Raw genomic sequence first — 25,361 nt, forward strand, 5'->3', positions numbered from 1 at the left:
AGCTTAAACATTGCTTTGTATGAAACTAATTTCCAGATTTTTTAGTTTGTTATTCTGTTTACAATCCTTTTCTCAAACTACCAATAATTCGGAAAAAATAAAGGAATATATCAATACTTATTTTCATTACGACAGGGAAATTATCCATGTCCAATTCAATAAAAATATTTATATAAACAATGAAGATATCGTTTTTAAGGGATATGTATTCAGTAAAAATAATAACATTCCAAATAGTAACACTACAAACGTTGAATTGGTAATCTATGATGATCAGCAGCAAATAATTCAAAAACAGTTACTTTTTACAGAGCATGGCACTTTTAAGGGAGGAATTCATTTGAGTGAAAAATTTAAACCCGGCAAATATAACTTCCATTTTTATACCAATTGGATGAATAATTTCAAAGAAGATGATTCTTTTAATCAAACAGTTGAAATTATCAGCAAAAGCAATCCCTATCTTTTTGAAACCAATGAACCTAACTGGAAAACAGCTGAAATAAGTTTATTCCCAGAAGGTGGAAATATCATCAACGGCATCATTAATACGGTTGGAATTAAAATTAAAGATTGCAATAAAAAAGGCCTGGAAATAATGAACGGAGTCATATTGGATTCAAAATCAAATGAGGTTACACATTTTCATACCAACTCAATGGGAAATGGTGTTTTTTATTTAAAAGCTGATTTAACTGAAAAATATACCCTTAAAATAAACTCTGAGAAATTAAACATATCACAGCCATTGGGCAAAATTACTGAAACCGGGATTATTTTGAGTTACAATAACAATCTGACCAAAAACAATTTACTTGTTGTTCTTAAAACCAATGAAAAAGGTCTTCAGTTATATCAAAATAAAAAATTCATTCTGCTTATTGAACAAGATGGTAATTTTATGCAGCAGGAAATTACTTTCAACAATAATAAAACAGAACAGTCCTGTTTTTTTGATAAGAAATTTTTATCAAATGGAGTAAACATTATCAGGGTATTGGATGAAGATTTGAATGAAGTTACTGAGCGATTGGTGTATATTGAAAATAATATTGCTCCTACAACAACACTTGAAGCAAAAGCAACAGCGAATGACAGTATTATATTATCCGGAAAGACAGAAGTTAATAAGGGTCATTTAAGTATTAGCATACTCCCTGAAAAGAACGTTTGTGTAAATCAAAAAAAATCGATTTTAGGGACTTTTTATCTGAATGCTTATTTAGACAAACCTGAAACGAATACGTATCCTTATTATAACCCAAACAACAAGAATCGAAAACAAGATATTGAGCTCTTAATGCTTAATCAAAATAAGAGCAAATTTCTCTGGGAAAATATTAAATCTGATCCGCCAAAAATGAATTATCAATTTGAAAAAGGGATTACAGTAAGTGGTAAAGTAGAAAAGGAGCTAAAACCAAATTCGAAGAACAAAATTTCTCTTATATCCTTAAAAGATAATTTATTTGAAGAAGCAAATATAGATCTGCATAATGATTTTAAGTTTGAACATTTTTATGCGCAGGATTCTACCGTATTAGCTGTACAAATGGTAAATGAAAAAAACGCAGCAGTATTTACTAAGATAGAAGCCAGAGTTTCCAGAAATGAACCCCGATTTATTTTAGGACCTTCATTCGAAAATATTACTTGTCCTGTATTAAAAACCACTGACAATGTTTTTAATTTTTCTACCCCAAAACCAGAAGATAAAGTAATTGAACTGAAAGGAATAGCAATAAAAAACAATTTCAAAAAAGAAGTTTTAAATCACAAAAACAGCATGAGCGCTGTTGCTAAAGCCTTTAAAATTAAAGAAGGAGAATACAGAACAGTTTTGAGCTTTCTGACATCAAACGGATATAATACAGGTATCAATCAAAATGACAATAGTGTATATGTCCGCAACGGAAGAGGAACTTATCTGGGCGATTCGGCAAGTTCTCCATCGATATATATTGATGACATCTTAGTATTTGATTTTAATCAATTATTAAATCTTACTTTGGATCAGATTGATGAAATTTATATTGATCCATCAGGCAATTCGGATGTTTCCGCTTCTGGACATGGTACGATTAAAATTTACATGAAAAAAGGACAGAAAAATAATTATTTCAGAGCAAAGTTTACTACGTTCATAGTAACGAAAGGTTTCGCTCAAAACATTAAATACCAAAATAGTATATTTGAAAATCAGGAGGAGTTCGATTATTTTGGCACTTTAGACTGGTCTTCGGATATAGATTTAAAAGACGACCACAAGGACTATCAGATAAAATTTCCGAAAAACAATCAAAAAGAAATTCAGATTTTAATTGAAGGATTTTCAGAAGAAGGACAATTAATTTCAGAAGTTAGAAAAATTCATATCGGGGGAAATTCATAATTTCCTCATGATTGTTAGAACTTATTTTTTCATAAAACCACTTTGTATGTTGGATCTTCAATCACATTTACATTAATAACAGCATTAGCATTTTTTAGCAATTGTCTGCAGTCTTCGCTTAAGTATTTCAACTCAACCACTTTATTAACCTGATTGTATTTTTTTGTCAGATTATTTAAAACTTCGATTGCCGACATATCATAAACACGGCTTTCTTTAAAATCAATTATAATATGATTCGGATCGTTCTGAATATCAAATTTTTCAAGAAAAGTAGTCGTTGAGCCAAAAAATAACGGGCCGTAAATTTCATAATATTTTATTCCGTTTTCGTCGATATAATGCCTTGCACGAATTCTTTTGGCACTTTCCCATGCAAACACCAAAGCTGAAATAATTACACCAATTAAAACTGCCAAAGCCAGATTATGCAATACAATTGTAATTACAGCAACTAGAATTCCGACGAAAATATCGTGGCGTGGCATTTTATTAATAATTTTAAAACTTGCCCATTCAAAAGTTGTTACAGCCACCATCATCATCACCCCAACTAAAGCAGCCATTGGCAGTTTTCCAATTACAGGAGCTCCAAAAAGTATGATGATTAAAATAGTCAATGCACCAATAATCCCTGAAAGTCTGGCTCTGGAACCGGCACCAAGATTTACTAAAGTCTGCGCAATCATCGGACAGCCACCCATTCCGTAGAAAAAACCGTTTAAAATATTCGAACTTCCCTGTGCTATACATTCCCTGTTACTGTTTCCTCTCGTTCCGGTAATTTCGTCAACTAAATTCAGTGTTAATAAACCTTCTGTCAAACCAACAGCCGCAACAATTACCGAATACGGAAATATCAATTTTAAAGTCTCAAAAGAAAATGGAATATCTGGAATATGAAATGGAGGAAATCCACCCTGAACTGAAGCAATATCTTCTACTGTTTTAGTTTCGATATTAAAAATAATCACCAAAGCAAAAACTACCATAATAGCAACCAAAGAAGCCGGAACTGTTTTTGTGATTTTGGGAAAAATCAAAACAATCGCAATCGTCAAAGCGACTAAGCCTAACATAATATATAAAGGAGTTCCCTGAATCCATGAAACCTGGCCATTTATAACCGTTTTAAACTGCTCTAATTGCGACATAAAAATCACAACCGCTAATCCGTTTACGAAACCAAACATCACAGGTTGAGGGACTAAACGAATAAATTTCCCAAGTTTAAAAAGTCCGATGCAGATTTGAACTACACCCCCAAGTGCAACGGCTGCAAAAACATATTCTATTCCGTGCGACTTCATTAAGGCAATTAAAACAATAACGGTCGCTCCCGCTCCGCCTGAAATCATTCCCGGTCTTCCTCCAAAAATAGCCGTAACCAATCCGGCAATGAAAGCAGCATACAATCCAACCAATGGCGGAAACCCAGCCAAAATAGCAAATGACAAAGATTCAGGAATCATGGTCATCGCAACGGTTAAACCGGCTAAAATTTCGTTTCTATAATTTACTTTTTGAGTAAAATCGAAGAGTTGGAATGCTTTTTTCATAGGGCACAAATTTAAAAAAATAATGTGCATAAAATCAACTAAACCTTTCTCTGCAAAAAGGAAACTTATGTAGTTATAACTGCTCCAACAACAACATTATACAAGAAAAAATAAAACTGATCATATTTTTTATTCTAACGGAACACAAACGTATCCCAGATGATTCACATATTCCACAATATTTTCAGGTTTCAGTTCATCACCTTCAACCCTTAATATTTTATCACAGTCTTCTAAATCAAAATTGATTTTGTAAGCCGGAAACCGAGTCTGAATAACAGTCATTACATGATTTTTATCTGCCTCTTCCTGAACATTTGTTTTAAAAATTTCAACTTCCATAATCATTAATTTAAATTATAAAACTAAGAACTACTGTTTTTTATTAAAAAGGTTATATGAGATTCCAAATCTAAAATATCCCTGAGTATCTTCTTTCTGATCATAAACATATCTATTGGTTCGTTCACCTTTTTCGGTAATTCGGGTGGTCAACACATGATTTACACCACCTTTAACAAATGCAATTATTTTGGGTGAAAAACTATATTCATAGGTGATTCCGGTTTTTAGCTCTAGCTGATTAAGTTCATAAACGCCTCTTAAATTAGCAGCATTTAAATTGAGATAAAAGTTCTCCGAATTCAATTCTGTACCAAAAGAAATCCTTCCATTCTCGAGCAATTCTCGTCTAAACAAAATTCGCTGAGGCAGAATAAAATCCATATCCCACTTTGAATCTTTAAACTTATGGTTCATAGAAAAAAGGGGAATAATCGGAATTATCGATGAAGGATCCAATAATGCCAAAGCTCCTGCAGTAATAGTAGTAGAAGAAGTTCTTTTAAGCACAAAAACTACCGAAACAAAACCTTTTAAACGTTGAAAATCATCTTCGTTTCCATCAGCAATGGCCGTAGCATTATAAATAACCGGTTTGCTAAAAAGCGAAGACATATAGGTTGCATTTACTGCTCCGGCCCAATATTGAGTATTTTGATCGTCACGGGTATAAGTTTGATCTGTATTGTAATTGTAAATTCCTCCAAAATCATAACTTTCATATTTGTACCGCAATGAAGTCGTCAAAACAAACCTTTTGGATTTTGAAGCATAAAAAGGCAAATTAAACGCCGCTTTAAACCGACTATGATTTTCAATTCTTCCTCGTTCAAATCTATTTCCTAATAATTCAGAATTGTAATTTGACGGTCCTAATTGTTCATATTGTATATCAAAAGTTCTTGTACTTGGAAATTTATCAATTATAGCTTTACCAAACGTTTTCATACCAGGTTCTTTCTCCTGAGCTATTGTTTGCAAAGATGTAAATACAACGATTAACGAAATGATTTTTGATTTCATAAACTTTAAAATTGTTTTCTATGATGATTAAATCCGGATCAAAAATAATTTAGGCCTTCTGATTTTAATAACAATTTTATACCAGTGGCGTATGTTTTATACGAATGGCGTTCGTATAATTTATACATCATAAACAGCTATAAACTATACTATTATATTATTTTTGCCGTTATGACAATCGCAAAAATTTATCAAAACTTTTTTCTACGCAATCTTATCGTAAATACGCTTGTATATCTGGTTATTCTGGCTTGTGTTTATGATGAAATAAAACTTGACGGTCACGACTGGCCTTATATTCTCAGTAAAATTGCTATTGGTTATTTCCCAACTATTGTCTGGGTAACCTGTTTTAATCTTTTTATTATCAAACCTTTTTTATTCCGTAAAAAGTTCAGACTTTTTTTTACGCTTCTTGTCGTTTACTGGACTGGTTTTTACTATTGTATGGCCTGGTTTTTTCCAGAAGTTGGATTAGGCAATTTAAAAACCCTGCAAATATTGTCACTTATTATAAATGGTACTTTTTTCTATTTTGTACACATCTTTATTACCAAAAAAATTACGCAGACAGACAAAGACATCATGAATTTTAAGTCGGAACTTTTGTTTTTAAAACAGCAATTGAATCCACATTTTTTATTAAATGCCATGAATAATCTTTACGGAGAAGCATTGGCTGAACCTGACAAAGTTCCTGACCGGATACTGAACCTTTCGGATATGCTTCGTTATCAGATTGAAGCGACAAAAAAAGATTATGTTTTAATTGAAGAAGAAATAGCTTTTATTAAAAAATATATTGAATATTACACCTTTAGAAACGAAAGACTATCTGTAACCCAAAATATTGAAGGCATTTATGATCTGACCGAGATTCCGCCGTTATTCTTTTTACCACTGGTAGAAAACGCGGTGAAATTCTCTGCTGAAACCGCAAAACCGTTTATTAAACTGGATTTAAAAGTAAAATGCCGAAATTTGACTTTTATTTTAAAAAACAGTTATCTGGAATCAGGATCACGACTTTCGGGCACCGGCATTGGAATTGAAAATCTAAAAAGACGTTTGGAAGTCTATGGCTTAAAACACGATTTAAGCTGTAAAAAAGAAAATAATATGTTTGTTGTAAAATTAAGTATATGGCAATTACCTATCGCTGCCTCATAATTGATGATGAATCACCTGCGCATAAAGCACTGATCTCTCATATCTCAAAATTTGACGAACTGGAACATTCCGGAAGTGCCTTTAATGGCATGGAAGCCATAAAAATGCTTAACGAAAACCAATATGATATTATTTTTCTCGACATAAATATGCCTGTAATTTCAGGCGTCGAATTAATGGAACTCCAGCCCAATCGTCCGCTTACAATTGTAACGACAGCTTATTCTGATTTTGCGCTTTCAGCTTACCAGAATGATGCAATTGATTATCTGCTAAAACCTATTTCTCCTGAAAAATTTGCCAAAGCCATAGAAAAAGCTAAAACTTATTTTTCAGGAAATAGCCTTAAAAAAGGAATCGACACTAACACAAAAACATTCTCCTATCGTATAAACGGACAGATGACCAACATGCCAATCGAAGATATCATTTATATCGAAAGTCTGGGCAACTACATGAAACTCTTTAGCACCAAATTAAAATCTCCGATTATTATTTATGGCTCGCTTTCCAATATCTCCTTAGAAATTGACAATAATAATTTTATGCAGGTACATCGTTCTTATATTGTAAATCTCTCTAAGACTATTTCTGTTAACTTCAAAGCTTTAACGATGTCCAACGGAGATGTTATTCCTGTTGGCCGAAAATATAAGATTTTATTAGATGGTTTATCTATTTAATATTTGAGTTATTTTTGAAGTTCTCTTTTTAGTTGACTTATCTGTTTTTCTAATTCTTTTTACAAACAAAAAAGAATTAAAATCATTGATAAAAAACCAAATACAGCCCCCCTCTTTACAATAAGCATCAAAAAATAAACATTTATATTGATTTGAATATCGCAGTTTTAAACTTACTTTTACTACAAAATATTTAACTCAATTAACTATGGCTGCAAAAACTACACTTGATACACTTTATTTAATTAATGATTCCAATCGAATGGTTTCAATAGAAATAGTTATTGGAGATCAGGGACAAACCTCTACTTTGAGTATTTCTTTAGACAAAGAAGATCTTATTTCGAATCATGTTGGAAATTTGCCCAAAACAGCCATCAAAGAAAATAAATTACTACACGGGAAGAATCTTAAAATTCAGGCAACAATAACAGATACATCAAAAGAAACCAATGTAACTTCCTTAAACGTTAAACTATCAGGCGGCTTCTTAGTTAGAAACTATCCTTTATACAAAATGGTAGACCAGGAAGGAGAATCCGCAGATTATTATTGCAATATTGAGTTTATTAATCCTTCAAAATCGTAATCATGAAAATAGCTCTAAAAATTATTTTTGCTTTCGTTTTCCTTACCAGCTTTATGGTTGTAGCACAGCAAAAAGACAGTAGCGAGGAATTTGATTTATTAAAAGCTCCTATTTCTCCAGCTTCAAATTTGTTAGGCTTTTCACAAAGTGATATTGACAAACCTACAGATGTCTCTGCTTTTATGACATCTATCCAAACTGCAACAAATTCATTCTCACAATTACCATCAAATTATGCAATTGATATTGCTCCGTTTTGGCTGTTCAAAAAAAATAATCTGGGCGATATTACCACAAAAGGTCTTAGTAATTCTTATGGCGAAAAAGTTTTAAAACAAACTTTGGTGTTGTCTTTTGCGGTTAAAAATACAGACTCTGTTTCAAATAACTTTAATCCCACTAGCACATATGCTGCTACTGGCTTTAGATTTTCAATCTACAGAGGTAAATATGACAGCACAACTGTAAATCAATTAAAAAAAATTGCCGTATTACAACAGGAAAAATTAGCGTTAATGAAAAAAAATCAATTTCAGGTATATGATAACCTTCCACAGGAAATTGATAGTTTAAAAAAGCAAAGAAAAAATATCCTGAACGGATTTGACACTAATGATGAATCCCCAGACAATGTTTTACTTGGTGAATTATTATTAAAAAAAGCGAGTAAATTAGACTCCATTATCGCTTTAAAAATAGAAATCTTACTTGAAGGCAATAAAGACACAAAACAATTTGAAAAAATAGATGCCAAAATAAAACAACTGGCAAGCGAATTTCAGCTCGCCAGAGTAAATTTTACATGGGATATTGCCGGCGGAATCAGTGCCGAATTCAGGAATAAAAATTTTAATAACTCCAAAGTTTACAACTCAGGAATATGGACTACTTTTGGGTATACCTGGGAAAAATCAGGTTCTTTATTAGGGTTGATACGATATCTTTACAATCCAGATAAAGTTTTTGCATTAGACAATCAGGTTAACCAAATTGATAATCTTTCTACCCTTGATACAGGAATCAGATATATTATAGGAAAATCGCAATCTAAATTTAACTGCAGTATCGAAGCAATTTACCGGAGTGCATTGTCAAAAAACACTATCGATTCTTCCTGGAGGCTTATGGCAAATGCAGATTATGCGATATTAAAAAATCAGAAACTGACATTTTCCTTTGGACGTAATTACGATGGAACAACAACAAAAGATGGCAATTTAATAGCCGCTTTAGGACTTGTGGCAGGATTTGGCAATAAGCGATAAATAAAAAAATTTCAAAAAACAATCTGGAAAACCTTTTGAAAACAAAACTTCAAAAGGTTTTTTCAAGTAATAATAGAGATAAATTGCGAATTACTTATAGTTACTAAAAAAAATGAGGCCTTAAAACGCAACTAACAGCTGATTTTTATAGATTTGCAAAGCCCCTGAAATACCATAAAAAAACACTAGGGTAACAATTCCAAAACATAATTATAATGCGATCTATTATTTTAACATTTTTACTTTTAATCTCCGTCTGTTCTAATTCTTTCGCTCAGTTGAGTTCAGACAAAATATTCGAAAGTTTTAAACAGGGAGAACGCACAAACTGTTCTTCAATTGCTTTCATTAAGGCTGCTTTGAATATTTATGGATTAGACAATCTTTTTATAACTGAAAAAACAAACGATAGCCTCTATAAGATAACATTAAAAAACAATGCTTCTTTCAGTCTTACACAAGATGAATTAAATAAAGCCAAATTTTCTGCTGGTTTTGTTTTTATTAAAACTAACGAGGAAAGCGAAAAAATAAAAGATTACGCAGTTTTAGCATACGCTGTGATGGCAAAATACAAACAAATCATTGATAAGCACGATACTTTTATGAAAGCGTTAGATGATTTAGAAGATGGTGAAGTATATACTCCAACAATTTATAAATATTTGGGGTTCGAGAAAGGGAAACAAATTCTAACACTAAAACGATCATCAGGAAGCGAATTTTGTGGCGTTGTAGCATGGTCAAAAGTACACGCTGTCTTTGTATGTGAAGATTTTATGGACTATTATGGCAATAAAAAGAGTATTTGGCAAAAATACCCCGGTCGTTTTAGAGTGATCAAATCATAAACTTTTTTATAAATAATAACAAATACGCCCGTTCATTTTTAATAAATTTTAGAAACTTTTAATATAAGTACCACTCCAAAATCAAATTTGGGGTGGTATTTTTGCTTTAAGTAAAGATTTAAAAAATTAAAGTCCCTAAATTCAATATGACACGAGAACATTACATTCCCTTCAACAAGGAATTCTTACTCGAACAACAGCTTTCTACTTTCTCTAAAGACCCAAAAAAGGTTGATGACTTTAAAAAACTATTCGATATTATCGAACATTACTATCATTACCAGGCTTTTAATCTAAATCAAAAACTGAAACAAAATTACGCTTTGTTCGATCCTGATTTAAGTGAGAAAGAACGTGAAGGTTTTATTGGTAAAAGTGATTTTTCAGCTTTTAAAGAGTCATTACAAACCGTTTTAAAACTAGGAAATTATACCCGCATCGATCAGGAAACTTTAGATAAAGCCTTTACCGAATCTGATTTAATTGGCTTAAATCTTTCTATTGATTTTAATGCTTTTAAAGATTATGAATTGTATGTTCGTGGTCACCACAAGGCCAAAGAAAAAATTACAAAATATTTTTTCTGGAAAAAAGAAATAGAAATCGAATACTATGACCGCGTTATGATTTATCTGAATTATAGCGAAGCGGATTATCTTAAAGAAAAAAAGGTAAAATTAGGTAAACTACCTGTTGATCCGGGATCAATTGGCTTAAAAATCTTTAAACGAGTTCCCAAAAACGATCTTGAGACAATTTTTCCAAATGCAATTCCAAAAATGTCTTTAAAAGACAAAATGCTGCTTTGGATTCCGGGTATTTTTGGTGGAATTTCTCTCTTAAGTGCCAAAGTAATTCCGGCCCTAATCAACATGTACGAAGCTTATAAAACTGGTGAAGCTATTGACTTTTTAAACAGTAAAACTTCATTAAATCAGGGATTAATTGCTTTAGGCATTTTGGCAGCTTATTGTTTTCGCCAATACAACAATTTTGTAAACAAAAAGATCAGATATTCTAAAATGCTTTCGGATAGTTTATATTTTAAGAATTTGGGAAACAACAGTGGCGCATTTTATTCTCTACTGAATTCTTCTGAAGAAGAAGTTTTAAAAGAAACAATTCTTGCATATGCTTTTTTAAGCCGAAGTGAAAAAGCATTAACTTCTGAAGATCTGGACTTTCAAATCGAATCCTGGTTTAAAACTAAACTAAACACTGATTTAGATTTTGATGTTCACGATGCTTTATTAAAATTAAAAAATATAGGTCTTAGTATTGAAACAAATGGAAAATGGGAAGTTATCTCTTTAGAGAAAGCCCTTATTCAAATTGATGAATTATGGGACAATATTTTTGAGTATAATCAGAAATAATTTTATTCCGACATTATTAGAAAGACACAAAAACTTAATTGGTTTGTGTCTTTTTTTCGTTTCTATTGTCTTCAAATATTTAAGCATAAAAATTAAAAAAATATTTTTCTCCTGGCTCATTTTTTAACTTTCACGGTGAATAATCACTCTTTTAATCAGCTAAAAAAATCAAAATCGCATAATTTTATCGAAGTTTGATTTTCTCTTAAATTCAAAAACCTCCTAAAGCCTCTAAAACGTTGGGGTTTATTCATTTTAAAGTAAAATCTTTCGATTAACAAAAAAGCAATGCATTTAACCTGATTATTTTGCAGTTTATCGATTTTATTTGTAATATTGACCTGTTAAAAAGAATAATAAAAATCAGCATCTTACTTAATTATACTTAAACAATTTACCCGTTTCAGGTATTACGCAGAAAAATAACCATATTAATAGTTAAAATAGTTATTTTTCTTCAAATTAATTAACAAGTATTTATTCTTTTTGTTTTTTAAAACTAAAATTACACATGATGACAAAAAAATTACTGCTTGGAATATGGATTACTATACTATTAGGTGCTGCACTTCTATTCTTTTTAATGAATGAATTTTAAATAAAAAAGAGAACCTATTCAAGTCCTCTTTTCTGTATATTTTTTATTAAAACCATTATCTTTTATTCATTTTCAGCTTCAATAAAATCTTCTGCTGTTTCTCCTGCTGAAACTATTTCTGGTTTAGAACTTTTTAAGGCATTAAATCGTTCCATTTTCTCCAGTTCATCTTCTTCCCCGCTGAAATACGGAAAAACATCCATAATCGGTGATTCTGAAATTGCCGGAATAGTATAATCACCCATAGTATTTTTCATTGCGGTAACAGTGTTATCGTAAGCTTCTTTTACATCATTAGCCTGTACCAGTAAATACATATTTGTTTTGCGTTCTTTTCCGCTTTCTTCATCAAAAGCTATTAAGGATACCTTCGATTTAAACCAACGGTCAGCATTTTCAAACGGGTGGATTTCGGCAAAATTTGCTACTTTTATATTCGTAATCTTAAACTCTTCACTCACATAAGCCCCCATTTCCTCATTTATTCTCTTCTCTGCCTCTGTATATGATATTGCATCTATCAAATAAGGCTCTGTTGTAACTTTTTGTGATCCAATATCATCGGTTTTTCTATATTTTACCTTGCATTCGTACCAAATTGTGCTCATCTCTATTTTTATTTAAAAGGATGCCAAAGATAGATTTTAGCAGAAATAAAATCTATTATTCTCAAAATAGATATTCACAATTTTTGAATCATCCAAAATGACAATTGAAATTTATCCAAAGACTCATTTTTTTTTAATAGATTTGATAGAATCCTAAATACGAAAGAAATGAAAACTTTAGAACAATGGTTTGAAGAATACGCTGTTAGTCATCAAAACCCAAAGAACAAAGCAATACACTATGTATGTGTTCCGGCGATTTACTTTTCTATTGTGGGATTATTAATGAGTATTCCATCTCATTTTATCACCTCCAAATTAGAGCTTAATGCTCCAATATTAGAAAATTGGGCAACAATAGTTTTGCTTTTTGTGCTCATTTTCTATATCCGGTTATCAATTGCCATGGCTCTTAAAATTGCCATTTTTTCAGCAATTTGTCTGGTTGTAAGTTATTACATCGGACAGTTTTTTCCTTTATGGCTATTTTCGATTGGCGTTTTTATAATTGCCTGGATCGGACAATTTTACGGACATAATATTGAGGGCAAAAAACCTTCTTTCTTAAAAGACATCCAGTTTTTATTAATTGGTCCTGCCTGGGTTGCTGAAAATCTATTCTCCAGAAAATAGCCAAAGTATACTTTCCTCTAAATCTTATATACTACTAAAACTACATCGTCAATATGTGTGTTTTACAAAGTTTATAATAGATTTTGAAGTAAGTTCAGGATACTGATGCTGTGGCGCATGACCTGTCCCTCCATAAACAATCATTTGGGCATTGGTCATTTGATTGAAAACTGCATACCAGTTTTCTACAGCAAAACTCACATCGTGATCTCCACAAATAATTAAAATTGGTGTTTTTGTTTTTTTTATCTGCTCCCTAAAGTTCAGCACATCTTCTCTAAAGCCATCTCCGCCTTTAAAATAAATCTGAAAAGCCTCCATCGTTGATGGAATTTTTGAAACATCAATATGTTTATGAATCCGGTTATGAGAAGCTTTTGCTGCTTCAAGACTAAAAGCCGATTTTGGTTCAAAAAACAGAACAACTTCATCTTCAAAATCATTAATAGGCTTTAAGGCTGAGTCTAGAAAAACCTGCTCAAAAGGTACTTCATTTTTACCCGGCGGGTTTGTTCCTACCAATATCGAATGTGTCACTAAATTTGGATACAACAAGGTAGCTGCCTGTGCTACCAATCCTCCATAAGACCACCCTAAAACAATGATTGTGTCCAGTTGTAAAGCACTGGCAAGATCTTTTACATCCTGAGCCACGAGTGTAATCTCAGAAGACATATTACCGGTAGAAGAACCTATTCCCGAATAATCGAAAGTAATGACATTAAATTTTTTAGCCATCATTTTGATAAATAAAGGATCCCAGGTATCTAAAGTCCCTCTAAAACGGTTTATAAAAATTACAGCCCTGCCTTTTCCATAAGATCTATAAGCTATTTTTCTATCTCCTAAATCAGCAAAACTTGTTTTAGTTTCGTAAATTTTTTTCATAAAAATATAATTTAAAGATTAAACGTTTTTGGTCTTTAAAACCGTTTTGCTACAGCATATAAAATTATTCTGATAAAATCTAAACCTCGTTAAATATAATAAATTAATTCATTACCAAAACATTAAGTTTCTGTTTTGCAAACAGTTATTTCAAACCAACCCAAAAACGAGAAATCATTCAATAAAACTATACCCTAATAAAATATGGTTTATTATAAAAGCCTGTCTCAGTTACGAAACAGGCTCTTTTAATCACACAATCCAAGAAATATATTCTTAATTAATTCTGTTTAATAATCTTTCCAAAAACTTCTCTTTTATCAACCAAAACTTTCAAATAATATACTGCATTAGGAAGAAAAGCTAAATCTAGTTTGTATTCTTTTGATTTATCGGTCTTGTATAAAATTAATTTCCCAGTCGTATCAAACAAATACAATTCTTCTGCCTCTTTATTTAAAGTTACGGTTACAATATCTTTTGTTGGATTTGGATAATATTTAAAATCAATTGCATCTTTTTTCGTTAACTTTTCTTCTATTTCTGTGTTTTGAGAATATGAACTTTCTTTTGAATCGCAGGTATTAACAGAACAATTTTGAATAATTACTCTCAAAATTAAATCGTTTAACATTTCAACTTTATAATTTTCTGCAGATGGTTCAATATGATCGTTTCCAATACCGCTGTGATTGGTTATGAAAAGATAAGTTCCGTTTGTTTCTAATGCAATAGCACGCATCAAATACTCTGTACTTTTATCGATTCCACTTGCCGCAATTGGAATTATTCTTATTCCTTTTTCTGCTGCCTTTTTCGCCAGATTTTGCAGTTTTACTACATTCGCATCACTATAATGAGGCGGTGCATCTAATAAAAGAAATAAAAGTTTGCTTCGTGCATCATCATCCCAACTCATGTTCTCTATTGACGCCTCAAGAGCCTCAATTACAGCTTCGGGATAATCCCCGCCTCCATTAGCATTTTGCTTTTTTATAAACGAAATGACATTTTTAATATTTGTTGTAAAATCAAAATTCTTAACCAAATACTCATCTCCGGCATCTCTGTAAAAAACACTTCCCATAGACAAATCAGAACCTGGGAATTCTTTTTTTGTTCGTTCAATTACATCATATAATTCGGCTTGCAGATAACTTATTTCATCACCCATTGAGCCTGTAGCATCAATTACAAATGCAATGTTTATTTTATTCTGTTCAACACAATCCTGCTTATAAGTATAGGTATTTATTCCATCATGAAACTCTTTTGGTTTTGAAACTAAAACAAGTTTATCTACATCAATAATTTGAAGATTGTCCGAAGTTTTTTCGACTGATAAATCATTTGGCTGAAACCATAATTCAGCACGTCCGGTATTATCAGTTCTTGCTGTCCAGACAATTTCTTTCTCATACTTTAAATAAACCGTTTTATTGATTACTGGAAAACCTTTATCGTTTTTGAGACTTACTGAATATCTATACACCGGATTTAATTTCCAATGGTTTTTCCACTGGTTCAATTCTGTTTCTGTTAATCCTTTCCAATAGCTGTAATAACTAAAGTCATTAACTTCTCCTGCAGTTAACTGTCCTGCTTTAATTGAATTATTTTTTCCTGTTACAGCAATCTTTTTATCTGATATCGGAGCCGCCGCAACTTCTTCAGCAATGCTACTTACAGATCTCTCGACCTTTAATCCTGCTACTCTATCTTTTCTGGATCCAACAGCGGTAGTAACAACTGATTCAAGCATCACAACATCACTATATAATACTACATTCATTATTCTATTATCTACCTTTACTTCTACTGTTTTCATACCTATGTAACTGATTACTAAAACATCTCCTATTTTCGCATCGATACCATAGTAACCATCAAAATCAGTAGTTGCCGCAATCTTAGTTCCTTTAATAATAATAGTAGCACCTGGCAGTGGTCCGGATTCATCCGTAATTTGACCAATTACTGTTTTTTTCAAAGGATTTCCACGTAAAGAATGATCGGCAGTAATAATTCGGGATACTTTTTCCTTTTTGGTTCTATATTTTCTGTCCGATTTTCTTTTTTCCTTTTCCCATCTTCTATCTTCTTCCTCTCTTATTTTTTCCTGCTTCTTTCTAATAGTTTCCGCATCATCAAAATAGACTTTCAGGTTTTTAACATTGTCTACTACTGCTATTTTAACTGATTCTCCGGGATAGATAAATTTCAACTCATCTTTTTTATTGCCTTTGATTGTGAAACTTCCATCAACATTTGAAACTGTCACAAAATTATTTTGCTGATTTACTATTTCAACATCAGTCAAAGGTTTCTTGTTACCATCATAGATAATCCCGCTCACTATTTGAGCATTTACATTGAATGAAAATAAAATAAATAATACGGTTATTAATAAACCTGTTTTCGAAGGAGAGTATCTTTTTATCATAACTAAAAGGTGTTTATATAAACTAAGATGATAACTTTGAGTAAATGGTTGGGAAGCTAAGCAGATTTATTGAAAAAAAATAAGTTCTAAGCCATAACGAAGATTTATTGAAAACAAAAAAGCCTGCAAAATGTATATTTTGCAGGCTTTTTTATAATGACCGTAGTGGAACAGAATTCGAATCATTTATTAGAATCTAAATGAAGTCTAATTTTATGATTTGAAGTTGACTAAACTATTAATTAGTCTCACGTCCTCGCTAATCAAAAGCACCGAAATCAAACTCTAATTTATACGAAAAGTATTCAGTAAATTAAAAACCTTTTGATAGCATATAAGTTTATTATTATATATTTGATAATAATAACCCCTTACGTTTACGAGACATACCTACTAAATATTGGTCGATATGTCTTATGTTGTCAGTAATATTCACTAGTTAGTGGCAAGCAAAAGCCAAGATCCCAGATAAAAAATTAATCAAAAAAAGTACAGAATGGAATTGAATTTTAAAGATTTCCCTAAACTAATTACCGAAAGATTAATATTAAGAAATATTGAAAACACTGATGTTGTTTTAATTCATAAATTACATTCTGATGCAATTGTAAATGCTTTTGTTGGAAGAGAGAATTCATCAAACTTAAAAAAAGCAGAAGAATATATAATTAAAATGCAAAATTTAATTGCGAGAAATGAATGCATTTATTGGGTTATAACGGAAAAAGGAAATAACAATCTAATTGGTTCAATTTGTTTATGGAATTTTGATATCGAAAATGAAATTGTAGAAATAGGATATGAAATGTTGAGTGAATTTCAAGGTAAAGGAATAATGACGGAAGTAATCAAAAAAATAATAGAATATGCGTTTGAACAAATAGAAGCAAAAATAATAACTGCTTTTCCCTCTTCTGATAATATTAATTCTGTATCAATATTAAAAAAAATGAATTTTGTATTGGATAAGAAAAAATATAATAATACCCATCAGAATATAAAAAATCTGGTAACTTACACTTTAAGAAATAGTCCAATTAAAAACTAGAATTGCTAGGCATTAATAGCTACTACAACGAATTTGGGTAATTGGCTTGTAGGAAAAATGGCTTTTGTTTGACTGATTTAGATCTAAAGAATGTGACTAATTTAATAATGAAATTTACTATATAATTGATACAAAGAAGCCTTGGTGAGTTACTTGCAAATAGTGAGACTCTGCGAAAACAAAAATATCGAAAGTATTTTCGAACCATAAAAAAAGCCTGCAAAATAATACTTTACAGGCTTTAAAAATTTATAGTGACCCCGGAGGGGTTCGAACCCCCAACCCTCAGAGCCGAAATCTGATATTCTATCCAGTTGAACTACGAGGTCAAATATTTAATTTTCAATTTTTTAAATTCCTAATTCCAATACTAAACTTGGAATTTAAATATTGGAATTTCTTTACGAAAGTAATTTCTTTACTATTGTAGAAATGGTTTTTCCTTCAGCAGTTCCGCCTAACTGAGCAGATGCTAATCCCATAACTTTACCCATTGAAGCAATTCCGGAAGCTCCAGTTTCTGCAATGATTTTTGTAATTACAGCTTCTACTTCTGCTTCGCTTAACTGAGCTGGTAAGAACTTCTCGATTACAGCCACCTGAGCCAATTCTGGTTCAGCTAAATCAGGACGGTTTTGCTCTGTAAAGATTCTTGCGCTTTCTTTACGGGTTTTTACCAATCTTTGAAGCAATTTAATTTCCTCATCTTCAGTTAATTCTTCTTTAGCCCCTGATGATGTTGATGCCAATAATAATTCAGATTTTACTGCTCTTAATGCTTCTAAAGCTACTGTATCTTTTGCTTTCATGGCAGTTTTGATCTCGTCCATGATTTGTGCTTGTAAACTCATCTTTTATTTTTATTAAAATAAGTCAATGCCTATTTATGTATTGATATTATTCAGACTGTTTCGTTTTCTTTCAAAAAGAATATAATTAACTTCAAAACAATTAATCGAAGTCAAATTCTAAATTCTGTGCGAAGATAAAAAAAATAACCCGAAAATTAAATCCAATTTCGGGTTATCCAAATATTATGATTTTTAAAACTAATCTACATTATCGTGCAGAAATGAATTGTTTGATCGCAACTGTAAATCATTGTTACTGTCTGTACCAACTGAAATTCTTGAATTTGTATTATTTGATTGAGAATTCGATAAATCGATTCCTAATCTTTTGTAAGCCGGTTCTTTTTCCAATTCATCGATTCTGGAAACATTATTATGGAATTTATAATTAAACTCTTTTAGTTTCTTTCTTCTTTCTTCAGCTCTCAAACGCAATGTTTCTTCAATTGTCAATTCCATCGGAGAAACTTCTGAAGTTGTTGTGAAATCAGGCTGGCTTGCAAAATCTACTTTTTGTTTCAAAGTAATATTCAATTCCTCCGGAACTGTTTCTTCTACTATCTTTTCAACCGGTTTTGAAGCAACCAGATCATTTTCAACCTCCATATATTCTTCTAATGAATATTTGATGATTCCGTTCTCAGAAAGTTCTGTTACCGGTACAAATGAAACCGGTTCGTTTACTTTAATATTACGAGTATCATTTGTCAATTCGAATAAAATTTTATTATCCTCAACAACAGGTTCTTTTCTTACTTGCGGTTCAGCTTTGAAAAGAGGCAAATCAAATGAGAAAGTCGTTTGTTCTTCTTTTTCAAAAGTTTTTTGCTGAACTTGTCTTGTCTCCTCAAAAGATTGCGTTTGCGGAGCTGTAATGGTAAAATCGATATCTGTAATTGGCGAAACGATTTCAAAAGTCACATCAAGATTCTTGATAAACTCCGACATTACTACCAGCTCTTCCTGATTTATTGATGGCGCAGGCACATGAGCAACAGGAGCCTGAACAGGAGAAATCGTGTCATCCATCAAATCAAAAACAATTTTCTCTTCAGATTTTGCAGTAGGTGTTTCGGCATTTAAATCAAAAGAAGTAATTGGCTTATTGGTTAAATTATGAACACTTCTCTGCTCATCTTCTAATGTATGGATGATTTTTTTAGGCTCTGTATTAACAATCTCATTTTGCTGTTCAACATCAAAACCTGTAGCAATAATAGTTACCGCAATTGCTTCTCCGAGAGTTTCATCTTCACCAACCCCCATGATAATATTGGCATTATAACCTGCTTCTGCCTGAATATGATCATTGATTTCTCCAATTTCATCAAGTGTTATTTCATCAGATCCAGAAACGATAAGCAACAATACGTTTTTGGCTCCTGTAATTTTATTATCATTTAATAACGGGGAATCCAATGCAGATACAATAGCATCTTTTGCTCTGTTTGCACCTTCAGATACTGCAGACCCCATAATCGCTGTTCCGCTATTTGCTAAAACAGTTTTAGCATCACGTAAATCGATATTTTGGGTGTAGTGATGCGTAATTACCTCCGCAATACCTCTTGAGGCAGTTGCCAAAACTTCATCCGCTTTAGAGAATCCAGCTTTAAAACCAAGATTTCCGTAAACCTCCCTTAATTTATTATTATTGATTACAATCAAAGAATCAACCTGCTTACGTAATTTTTCAATTCCTAAAAGCGCTTGTTCCTGACGTACTTTCCCTTCAAACTGAAATGGAATTGTTACAATCCCTACTGTTAAAATTTCTCTTTCTTTAGCTAATTGTGCAATAACCGGAGCCGCACCAGTTCCTGTTCCTCCACCCATACCAGCTGTGATAAATACCATCTTAGTACCACGATCCAGCATTTTTTCGATATCAGCGATACTCTCGATAGCAGACTGCTGTCCTATATCAGGATTTGCACCTGCCCCAAGCCCTTCTGTTAAATTCACACCTAACTGAATCTTATTTGGTACAGCGCTATTTTGCAACGCCTGCGAATCTGTATTACAAACGATAAAATCTACGCCTTTAATACCTTGTTTAAACATGTGGTTGATAGCATTACTACCACCTCCACCTACACCTATCACTTTTATTACATTTGACTGGTTTTTTGGTAAATCAAATGAAATGCTTCCAAATTCTGAGTTGCTCATCATCTTTTTGGTTTTTAATTCTTATTTAGTACATTTTTTACTTCTTGACTTGGGGCAAAAAGTAATTCCTTTTCTCTTTTATCTCTATTCGGCTTATATTTATTCAGCGTTGTCTAAAAAATCTTTGATTTTATCGACGTATCTGTCAAAAAATGATCTCCTAATTTTGGTTTCTGTAGATTCAGCTTCAACCTTATTGATTCTGGTATCCCTAGACTCTTCAACAGTTTCTACTCTTTCAACGTAGTTTTCCTCCACTTCGTATCGCTGCTGAACAGGTTGTGGTACATTTCTGTAAACCACTTTTGGCTGTTCATTTACAACTTCCATTCTCACAGCACTCTGAGTACTGTTTTCGATACTGTTCATTACTAAACCTACAGCTGTTGCAAACAATGGACTCGAAATTTCTTCACTGGAATTTCCTGCTAAATGTTCATTAGGATATCCAATTCTCGTATCCATACCAGTAATATACTCAACTAACTGCTTAATATGCTTTAATTGTGCGCCGCCACCAGTAAGAACGATTCCTGCAATTAACTTTTTACGAGGATCTTCGTGCCCATAAGCTTTGATTTCTGCAAAAACCTGTTCTACGATTTCCACAACTCTTGCATGGATAATTTTAGATAAGTTTTTAAGCGAAATTTCTTTCGGCTCTCTTCCTCTCAAACCAGGAATAGAAACTATTTCGTTATCCTTATTTTCACCCGGCCAGGCTGAACCGAATTTTATTTTTAAAAGCTCAGCCTGTTTTTCGATAATCGAACAGCCTTCTTTAATATCATCTGTAATTACATTTCCACCAAAAGGAATTACTGCCGTATGACGAATAATTCCATCTTTAAAAATGGCTAGATCTGTTGTTCCACCACCAATATCGATAAGCGCAACTCCAGCTTCTTTTTCTTCCTGACTTAAAACTGCATCTGCAGATGCTAATGGTTCTAATGTCAATCCTGAAAGTTCTATTCCTGAACTCTGAATACATCTTCCAACGTTTCTGATTGAAGAAGCCTGTCCCACCACAACGTGAAAACTGGATTCTAATCTTCCGCCATACATTCCTATTGGCTCTTTAATCTCAGATTGTCCATCGATTTTAAATTCCTGAGGCAAAACGTGAATAATTTCTTCTCCCGGCAACATTGCCAGTTTATTTACCTGATCAATTAAAAGCTGAATATCTTTTTCTCCAATTACTTCCTCCGGATTATTACGGCTGATATAATCTGTATGCTGAATACTTCTGATGTGCTGCCCAGCGATACCGACAACCACATCTTTGATTTTGTAACCTGAATTATTTTCGGCTTCAAGAATAGCCTGCTGAATTGACTGTATAGTTTGCGTAATATTATTTACCACTCCTCTCGCAACCCCCAGACTTTTGGATTTACCAATACCCAAAATTTCCAACTTGCCATACTCATTCTTTTTGCCTATCATGGCAACTATTTTTGTCGTTCCAATATCTAGACCTACTGCAATGTTATCTTTTTCCATTTTCTATTATTTTGTGCAAACTACTTGTTCCGTAAACCTAAGGTCAATTTTTTTGTATTTGTATAACGAACTATCTAAAACTGCTTTTTGAAAAAAGGCTTTATAGTTTCTAAATTTTTTATCAACATTCATCGTTCTGCCAAAATCTATGAAGTAATCATAGTTTCGGTTAAACATTTTTAGGCTGCCATTAGGCATAATTTCTATAGCAATGATGTTTTTTTTCAAAAACGCATCGTCGTAAATTGTGCGAAATAAAGCAGCTAAATCTTCGTTATTTTTTTTATTAATTGCCCCTGAAACAAGAGGAACTCTCGCAGTGAAATTGTCTGACAAAGGCATTTTATTTCCTTCGTAATCAATATAAAAAGAAGAAGCACCATCATAAACTCGCGCTATTGGTGTCTTCTGTTTTACTACTGCTTTTAGAACACCATCTATACTTACAAAAACATCTGACTGTTCAATCATGTCTTGTTCGTTGATAGTTTTCTCTATTTTATTCAAATCTACTTCATCTTTTCTAATACTGGAAGCATCTCTTTTATTTTCTATCAACAATTTATTAACCGTTTCCGGCTTTACGAAAAGCGTATTTTCTCCTACAAAAACAACCATTGATTTTTTCAGTTTTCTATCTCCGTTTCGATGCTGGGCAAACGAATACAAAAAAAGAACAAGCCCTAAAATGAATACTAATCTAATATTTATCCAATTAAATATTTTCATTTAAAATCTCTTTGATTGATGGCACCATTTCTCCAATATCACCAGCTCCTATTGTTACAATTATTGGCGTATCACTGGCTTTGATTTCCGTCAATAAATTTTCTTTTGCAACAATTTTTTTATTCGGATTAGTCATTTTACCCAATAACCATTCAGAAGTCACTCCCTCCATCGGAAGTTCTCTTGCCGGATAAATATCCATTAAAAACACTTCATCAAACTGTGATAAACTTTCCGCAAATCCGTCAACAAAATCTTTTGTTCTACTAAATAGATGCGGCTGGAAAATCGCAAGTACCTTTCTGTTTGGATACAACTCTCTAACCGCCTGATGCACCGCATTGATTTCTGTTGGATGATGTGCATAATCATCTATATAAACTAATTTTTCAGTCTTTATCTGATAGGAAAAACGTCTTCTGATTCCATTAAAAGAAGCTAATGCTTTCGCAATAGCCACTGTTGGTGTTCCAAAAGTTTTCGACATTGCAATAGCCATCAAAGCATTCATTAAATTATGCTTGCCCGGCAATCCAAAACGCAAATCTTTCATTATCTCTGATGGCGACTGTACATCAAACACATAGCTACCATCTTCAATTCTAATATTATACGCCTTATACACTGCATCTTCGTTGATTCCACATTGCACACCATCAAGAGGCAACTCTTTTGTAATAAACAATTTATCACTGTCTTCTACTTTTGAAGCAAATTCTACAAATGAAGCTTCAATCGCATCACTGGTTCCATAGATATCCAAGTGATCAGCATCCATAGAGGTCACACAGGCAATATCCGGGTGCAAATGTAAAAACGAACGGTCAAATTCATCAGCTTCTACAACTGTTACAGTTTTTCCGTTACCTATCAAATTAGAATTATAATTCTCTACTATCCCTCCTACAAATGCTGTAACATCTGCTCCGCTTTCATATAAAATATGCCCTAAAATACTGGAAGTCGTTGTTTTCCCGTGTGTTCCTGCAACAGCAAAACTAAAAGTATCTTTGGTAATGATTCCCAAAACCTCGGCACGCTTTTTAATTTCATAATTTCTTTCTATGAAATAATTCCATTCTGAATGTGATTTTGGTACTGCTGGCGTAAAAATTACCAGTGTATTTTCAACATAATAATCTTTTGGAATTAAACCAATATTATCTTCAAAATGAATATCAATTCCACTTTCTATTAATTCATTTGTCAGCATTGAAGGCGTCTTATCATATCCTGAAACCTGCTTTCCAATATATTTGAAATAACGGGCCAAAGCACTCATTCCGATGCCACCTATACCAATAAAATAAACGTTTTGTATCTGATTTAAATTCATTTTAATTTTTGCTTTAAGCATTATGCTTTAGACTTTAAGCCTCTAAACTTTCTTCTTTAATTTTATTTTAAAACTCTTTTACTGCTTTTATTTTTATAAAAAACAGTAATTAAGCCTTTGTATTTTTCTCGTTCTTATGTGAGCAAATTGTCTAAAATAACACTCCATTAATCCCTGAATGTTTCATAATTTTTAGAAAAAGTTATATTATAACAACTTTTTAATTTGTTCTACAATTACTTTTGTCGCGTCTGGTTTTGCCAGTTTTTTAATGTTCGCACTCAATTGTTGTTGCTTTCCCTCATCTTTCAGCAGCGCTTCAAAAACGATATTAAACTGGCTTTCCAATTCAGATTCTTTCAATAAAATTGCCCCTTTGGCCTCTACAATAGCCTGCGCATTTTTAGTCTGGTGATCCTCAGCTACATTAGGAGACGGAATAAAAATTACCGGTTTCCCTACAATGCATAATTCTGAAACTGATGATGCACCTGCTCTTGAAATAATTACATCTGCCGCTGCATAAACAAAATCCATTCTTTCAATAAAATCAACCACTTTTACATTTGGCTGATTGCATTTTTTATAATCTTCAAAATATAATTTTCCACATTGCCAAATAATCTGCACATCCTGAGAAAGAAGATTATCTAATTCTTTTTCAATTAACTGGTTGACTCTTCTTGCACCTAAACTTCCTCCCAGAACCAATAAAATTTTCTTATTTGAGTCTAAACCATAAAAAGCAATAGCTTCGTTGCGTTTTGTATCAATATCAATTAAATCCTGACGAACCGGATTTCCAGTCAAAACGATTTTCTCTTTTGGAAAAAATCTTTCTAAATTCTCATAAGCAACACAAATTGCATTAGCTTTTTTACTCAATAATTTATTTGTTATTCCTGGAAATGAATTTTGTTCCTGAATAACTGTCGGAATTCCTGCTGATCCTGCCGTCTGTAATAAAGGTCCACTTGCAAAGCCACCTGTTCCTATTACTACATTTGGTTTAAATTGCCTGATAATTTTCTTTGACTCCAACAGACTCGAAGCTAATTTTAAAGGAAACATCATATTTTGCAAAGTCAGTTTTCGCTGTAAACCAGCAATCCAAAGACCTTTAATTTCGTAACCTGCCTGAGGCACTTTTTGCATTTCCATTTTATCTTTGGCTCCCACAAAAAGAAATTCAGCATCAGGGAATTGTAATTTTAATTCGTTTGCAATCGCAATTGCAGGATAAATATGTCCTCCTGTCCCTCCTCCACTTAGTATGAATTTATACTTTGCCATTTT

At 32.3% G+C, this 25,361-nt stretch carries 21 protein-coding genes and 1 tRNA gene; 9 read left to right on the forward strand and 13 right to left on the reverse strand.

Annotated features, from left to right (window positions below):
- Positions 1 to 19: 19 nt before the first annotated feature.
- Positions 20 to 2,392, forward strand: coding sequence for a hypothetical protein (locus GWR14_RS08400; RefSeq protein ID WP_163408588.1), 2,373 nt, complete (start codon positions 20 to 22; stop codon positions 2,390 to 2,392).
- A gap of 29 nt (positions 2,393 to 2,421) precedes the next feature.
- Here GWR14_RS08400 and GWR14_RS08405 read toward each other — a convergent pair whose 3' ends face one another.
- From GWR14_RS08405 to GWR14_RS08415, 3 genes are all read right to left on the reverse strand, one after another.
- On the reverse strand, positions 2,422 to 3,951 hold the full coding sequence (locus GWR14_RS08405; protein ID WP_163408589.1) for a SulP family inorganic anion transporter: 1,530 nt from the start codon (positions 3,949 to 3,951) through the stop codon (positions 2,422 to 2,424).
- Between the two features lie 129 nt (positions 3,952 to 4,080).
- Positions 4,081 to 4,293, reverse strand: coding sequence for a hypothetical protein (locus tag GWR14_RS08410; RefSeq protein ID WP_163408590.1), 213 nt, complete (start codon positions 4,291 to 4,293; stop codon positions 4,081 to 4,083).
- 30 nt (positions 4,294 to 4,323) lie between these two features.
- Complete coding sequence (locus tag GWR14_RS08415; RefSeq protein ID WP_163408591.1) at positions 4,324 to 5,316, reverse strand: hypothetical protein; 993 nt, start codon at positions 5,314 to 5,316, stop codon at positions 4,324 to 4,326.
- A 171-nt stretch (positions 5,317 to 5,487) separates the two neighbouring features.
- On the opposite strand from GWR14_RS08415, the gene GWR14_RS08420 reads away from it, so the two are divergent.
- The 6 genes from GWR14_RS08420 to GWR14_RS08445 all read left to right on the forward strand — a co-directional run bounded on the left by GWR14_RS08420 (position 5,488) and on the right by GWR14_RS08445 (position 11,250).
- Positions 5,488 to 6,486, forward strand: coding sequence for a sensor histidine kinase (locus tag GWR14_RS08420; protein WP_163408592.1), 999 nt, complete (start codon positions 5,488 to 5,490; stop codon positions 6,484 to 6,486).
- A complete protein-coding gene (locus GWR14_RS08425; protein ID WP_163408593.1) occupies positions 6,459 to 7,169 on the forward strand; it encodes a LytR/AlgR family response regulator transcription factor in 711 nt (236 codons plus the stop codon). Before GWR14_RS08420 ends, GWR14_RS08425 begins: the two co-directional genes overlap by 28 nt.
- Positions 7,170 to 7,377: 208 nt before the next feature.
- Positions 7,378 to 7,758, forward strand: coding sequence for a hypothetical protein (locus tag GWR14_RS08430; protein WP_163408594.1), 381 nt, complete (start codon positions 7,378 to 7,380; stop codon positions 7,756 to 7,758).
- A gap of 2 nt (positions 7,759 to 7,760) precedes the next feature.
- Positions 7,761 to 9,023: a hypothetical protein gene (locus GWR14_RS08435; RefSeq protein ID WP_163408595.1), complete on the forward strand. Its 1,263-nt coding sequence runs from the start codon at positions 7,761 to 7,763 to the stop codon at positions 9,021 to 9,023.
- Between the two features lie 215 nt (positions 9,024 to 9,238).
- Entirely contained in the window at positions 9,239 to 9,874 is a 636-nt protein-coding gene (locus GWR14_RS08440; RefSeq protein WP_163408596.1) for a hypothetical protein, read from the forward strand.
- 146 nt (positions 9,875 to 10,020) lie between these two features.
- A complete protein-coding gene (locus GWR14_RS08445) occupies positions 10,021 to 11,250 on the forward strand; it encodes a TMEM143 family protein (RefSeq protein WP_163408597.1) in 1,230 nt (409 codons plus the stop codon).
- A gap of 660 nt (positions 11,251 to 11,910) precedes the next feature.
- Here the strand turns inward: GWR14_RS08445 and GWR14_RS08450 are convergent.
- Positions 11,911 to 12,456, reverse strand: a complete 546-nt coding sequence (locus tag GWR14_RS08450) for a DUF4494 domain-containing protein (RefSeq protein ID WP_163408598.1) — start codon at positions 12,454 to 12,456, stop codon at positions 11,911 to 11,913.
- Positions 12,457 to 12,624: 168 nt separating this feature from the next.
- Between GWR14_RS08450 and GWR14_RS08455 the strand changes: the two genes are divergently transcribed.
- Positions 12,625 to 13,089 (forward strand): Mpo1 family 2-hydroxy fatty acid dioxygenase, encoded by a 465-nt coding sequence (locus GWR14_RS08455; protein ID WP_163408599.1) that lies wholly within the window; start codon positions 12,625 to 12,627, stop codon positions 13,087 to 13,089.
- 48 nt (positions 13,090 to 13,137) lie between these two features.
- Here GWR14_RS08455 and GWR14_RS08460 read toward each other — a convergent pair whose 3' ends face one another.
- Together GWR14_RS08460 and GWR14_RS08465 are read right to left on the reverse strand one after the other, a co-directional pair.
- A complete protein-coding gene (locus GWR14_RS08460) occupies positions 13,138 to 13,977 on the reverse strand; it encodes an alpha/beta fold hydrolase (protein ID WP_163408600.1) in 840 nt (279 codons plus the stop codon).
- A 280-nt stretch (positions 13,978 to 14,257) separates the two neighbouring features.
- Positions 14,258 to 16,420, reverse strand: coding sequence for a carboxypeptidase-like regulatory domain-containing protein (locus GWR14_RS08465; protein WP_163408601.1), 2,163 nt, complete (start codon positions 16,418 to 16,420; stop codon positions 14,258 to 14,260).
- A 496-nt stretch (positions 16,421 to 16,916) separates the two neighbouring features.
- On the opposite strand from GWR14_RS08465, the gene GWR14_RS08470 reads away from it, so the two are divergent.
- Entirely contained in the window at positions 16,917 to 17,468 is a 552-nt protein-coding gene (locus GWR14_RS08470) for a GNAT family N-acetyltransferase (protein ID WP_163408602.1), read from the forward strand.
- A gap of 255 nt (positions 17,469 to 17,723) precedes the next feature.
- Here GWR14_RS08470 and GWR14_RS08475 read toward each other — a convergent pair.
- The 7 genes from GWR14_RS08475 to murG form a co-directional block, all read right to left on the reverse strand.
- Positions 17,724 to 17,797: transfer RNA gene (locus GWR14_RS08475), tRNA-Arg, on the reverse strand.
- Positions 17,798 to 17,869: 72 nt separating this feature from the next.
- Entirely contained in the window at positions 17,870 to 18,319 is a 450-nt protein-coding gene (locus tag GWR14_RS08480) for a GatB/YqeY domain-containing protein (protein ID WP_163408603.1), read from the reverse strand.
- 198 nt (positions 18,320 to 18,517) lie between these two features.
- Positions 18,518 to 20,494 carry a cell division protein FtsZ gene (ftsZ, locus tag GWR14_RS08485; RefSeq protein WP_163408604.1) on the reverse strand — a complete coding sequence of 659 codons (1,977 nt, stop codon included), beginning with the start codon at positions 20,492 to 20,494 and terminating at the stop codon, positions 18,518 to 18,520.
- Between the two features lie 96 nt (positions 20,495 to 20,590).
- Entirely contained in the window at positions 20,591 to 22,000 is a 1,410-nt protein-coding gene (gene ftsA, locus GWR14_RS08490) for a cell division protein FtsA (protein WP_163408605.1), read from the reverse strand.
- A gap of 6 nt (positions 22,001 to 22,006) precedes the next feature.
- Positions 22,007 to 22,729, reverse strand: coding sequence for a cell division protein FtsQ/DivIB (locus tag GWR14_RS08495; protein WP_163408606.1), 723 nt, complete (start codon positions 22,727 to 22,729; stop codon positions 22,007 to 22,009).
- A complete protein-coding gene (gene murC, locus GWR14_RS08500) occupies positions 22,716 to 24,065 on the reverse strand; it encodes a UDP-N-acetylmuramate--L-alanine ligase (RefSeq protein ID WP_163408607.1) in 1,350 nt (449 codons plus the stop codon). The genes GWR14_RS08495 and murC overlap by 14 nt, the downstream gene beginning before the upstream one ends.
- A gap of 207 nt (positions 24,066 to 24,272) precedes the next feature.
- A complete protein-coding gene (gene murG / locus GWR14_RS08505) occupies positions 24,273 to 25,358 on the reverse strand; it encodes an undecaprenyldiphospho-muramoylpentapeptide beta-N-acetylglucosaminyltransferase (protein WP_163408608.1) in 1,086 nt (361 codons plus the stop codon).
- Positions 25,359 to 25,361: the final 3 nt, after the last annotated feature.

It is taken from the genome of Flavobacterium ajazii (assembly GCF_010614725.1).
Classification (GTDB): Bacteria; Bacteroidota; Bacteroidia; order Flavobacteriales; family Flavobacteriaceae; genus Flavobacterium; species Flavobacterium ajazii.

Excerpts from the sequence above, each read along its gene's own strand:
- murC (WP_163408607.1), bottom strand. The coding sequence starts at position 24,065 with ATGAATTTAAATCAGATACAAAACGTTTATTTTATTGGTATAGGTGGC.
- GWR14_RS08425 (WP_163408593.1), top strand. The coding sequence starts at position 6,459 with ATGGCAATTACCTATCGCTGCCTCATAATTGATGATGAATCACCTGCG.
- GWR14_RS08495 (WP_163408606.1), bottom strand. The coding sequence starts at position 22,729 with ATGAAAATATTTAATTGGATAAATATTAGATTAGTATTCATTTTAGGG.
- GWR14_RS08460 (WP_163408600.1), bottom strand. The coding sequence starts at position 13,977 with ATGAAAAAAATTTACGAAACTAAAACAAGTTTTGCTGATTTAGGAGAT.
- GWR14_RS08400 (WP_163408588.1), top strand. The coding sequence starts at position 20 with ATGAAACTAATTTCCAGATTTTTTAGTTTGTTATTCTGTTTACAATCC.
- GWR14_RS08405 (WP_163408589.1), bottom strand. The coding sequence starts at position 3,951 with ATGAAAAAAGCATTCCAACTCTTCGATTTTACTCAAAAAGTAAATTAT.
- GWR14_RS08415 (WP_163408591.1), bottom strand. The coding sequence starts at position 5,316 with ATGAAATCAAAAATCATTTCGTTAATCGTTGTATTTACATCTTTGCAA.
- ftsA (WP_163408605.1), bottom strand. The coding sequence starts at position 22,000 with ATGGAAAAAGATAACATTGCAGTAGGTCTAGATATTGGAACGACAAAA.
- GWR14_RS08430 (WP_163408594.1), top strand. The coding sequence starts at position 7,378 with ATGGCTGCAAAAACTACACTTGATACACTTTATTTAATTAATGATTCC.
- GWR14_RS08440 (WP_163408596.1), top strand. The coding sequence starts at position 9,239 with ATGCGATCTATTATTTTAACATTTTTACTTTTAATCTCCGTCTGTTCT.
- GWR14_RS08410 (WP_163408590.1), bottom strand. The coding sequence starts at position 4,293 with ATGGAAGTTGAAATTTTTAAAACAAATGTTCAGGAAGAGGCAGATAAA.
- GWR14_RS08480 (WP_163408603.1), bottom strand. The coding sequence starts at position 18,319 with ATGAGTTTACAAGCACAAATCATGGACGAGATCAAAACTGCCATGAAA.
- GWR14_RS08445 (WP_163408597.1), top strand. The coding sequence starts at position 10,021 with ATGACACGAGAACATTACATTCCCTTCAACAAGGAATTCTTACTCGAA.
- GWR14_RS08450 (WP_163408598.1), bottom strand. The coding sequence starts at position 12,456 with ATGAGCACAATTTGGTACGAATGCAAGGTAAAATATAGAAAAACCGAT.
- GWR14_RS08465 (WP_163408601.1), bottom strand. The coding sequence starts at position 16,420 with ATGATAAAAAGATACTCTCCTTCGAAAACAGGTTTATTAATAACCGTA.
- GWR14_RS08420 (WP_163408592.1), top strand. The coding sequence starts at position 5,488 with ATGACAATCGCAAAAATTTATCAAAACTTTTTTCTACGCAATCTTATC.
- GWR14_RS08435 (WP_163408595.1), top strand. The coding sequence starts at position 7,761 with ATGAAAATAGCTCTAAAAATTATTTTTGCTTTCGTTTTCCTTACCAGC.
- murG (WP_163408608.1), bottom strand. The coding sequence starts at position 25,358 with ATGGCAAAGTATAAATTCATACTAAGTGGAGGAGGGACAGGAGGACAT.
- GWR14_RS08470 (WP_163408602.1), top strand. The coding sequence starts at position 16,917 with ATGGAATTGAATTTTAAAGATTTCCCTAAACTAATTACCGAAAGATTA.
- GWR14_RS08455 (WP_163408599.1), top strand. The coding sequence starts at position 12,625 with ATGAAAACTTTAGAACAATGGTTTGAAGAATACGCTGTTAGTCATCAA.
- ftsZ (WP_163408604.1), bottom strand. The coding sequence starts at position 20,494 with ATGATGAGCAACTCAGAATTTGGAAGCATTTCATTTGATTTACCAAAA.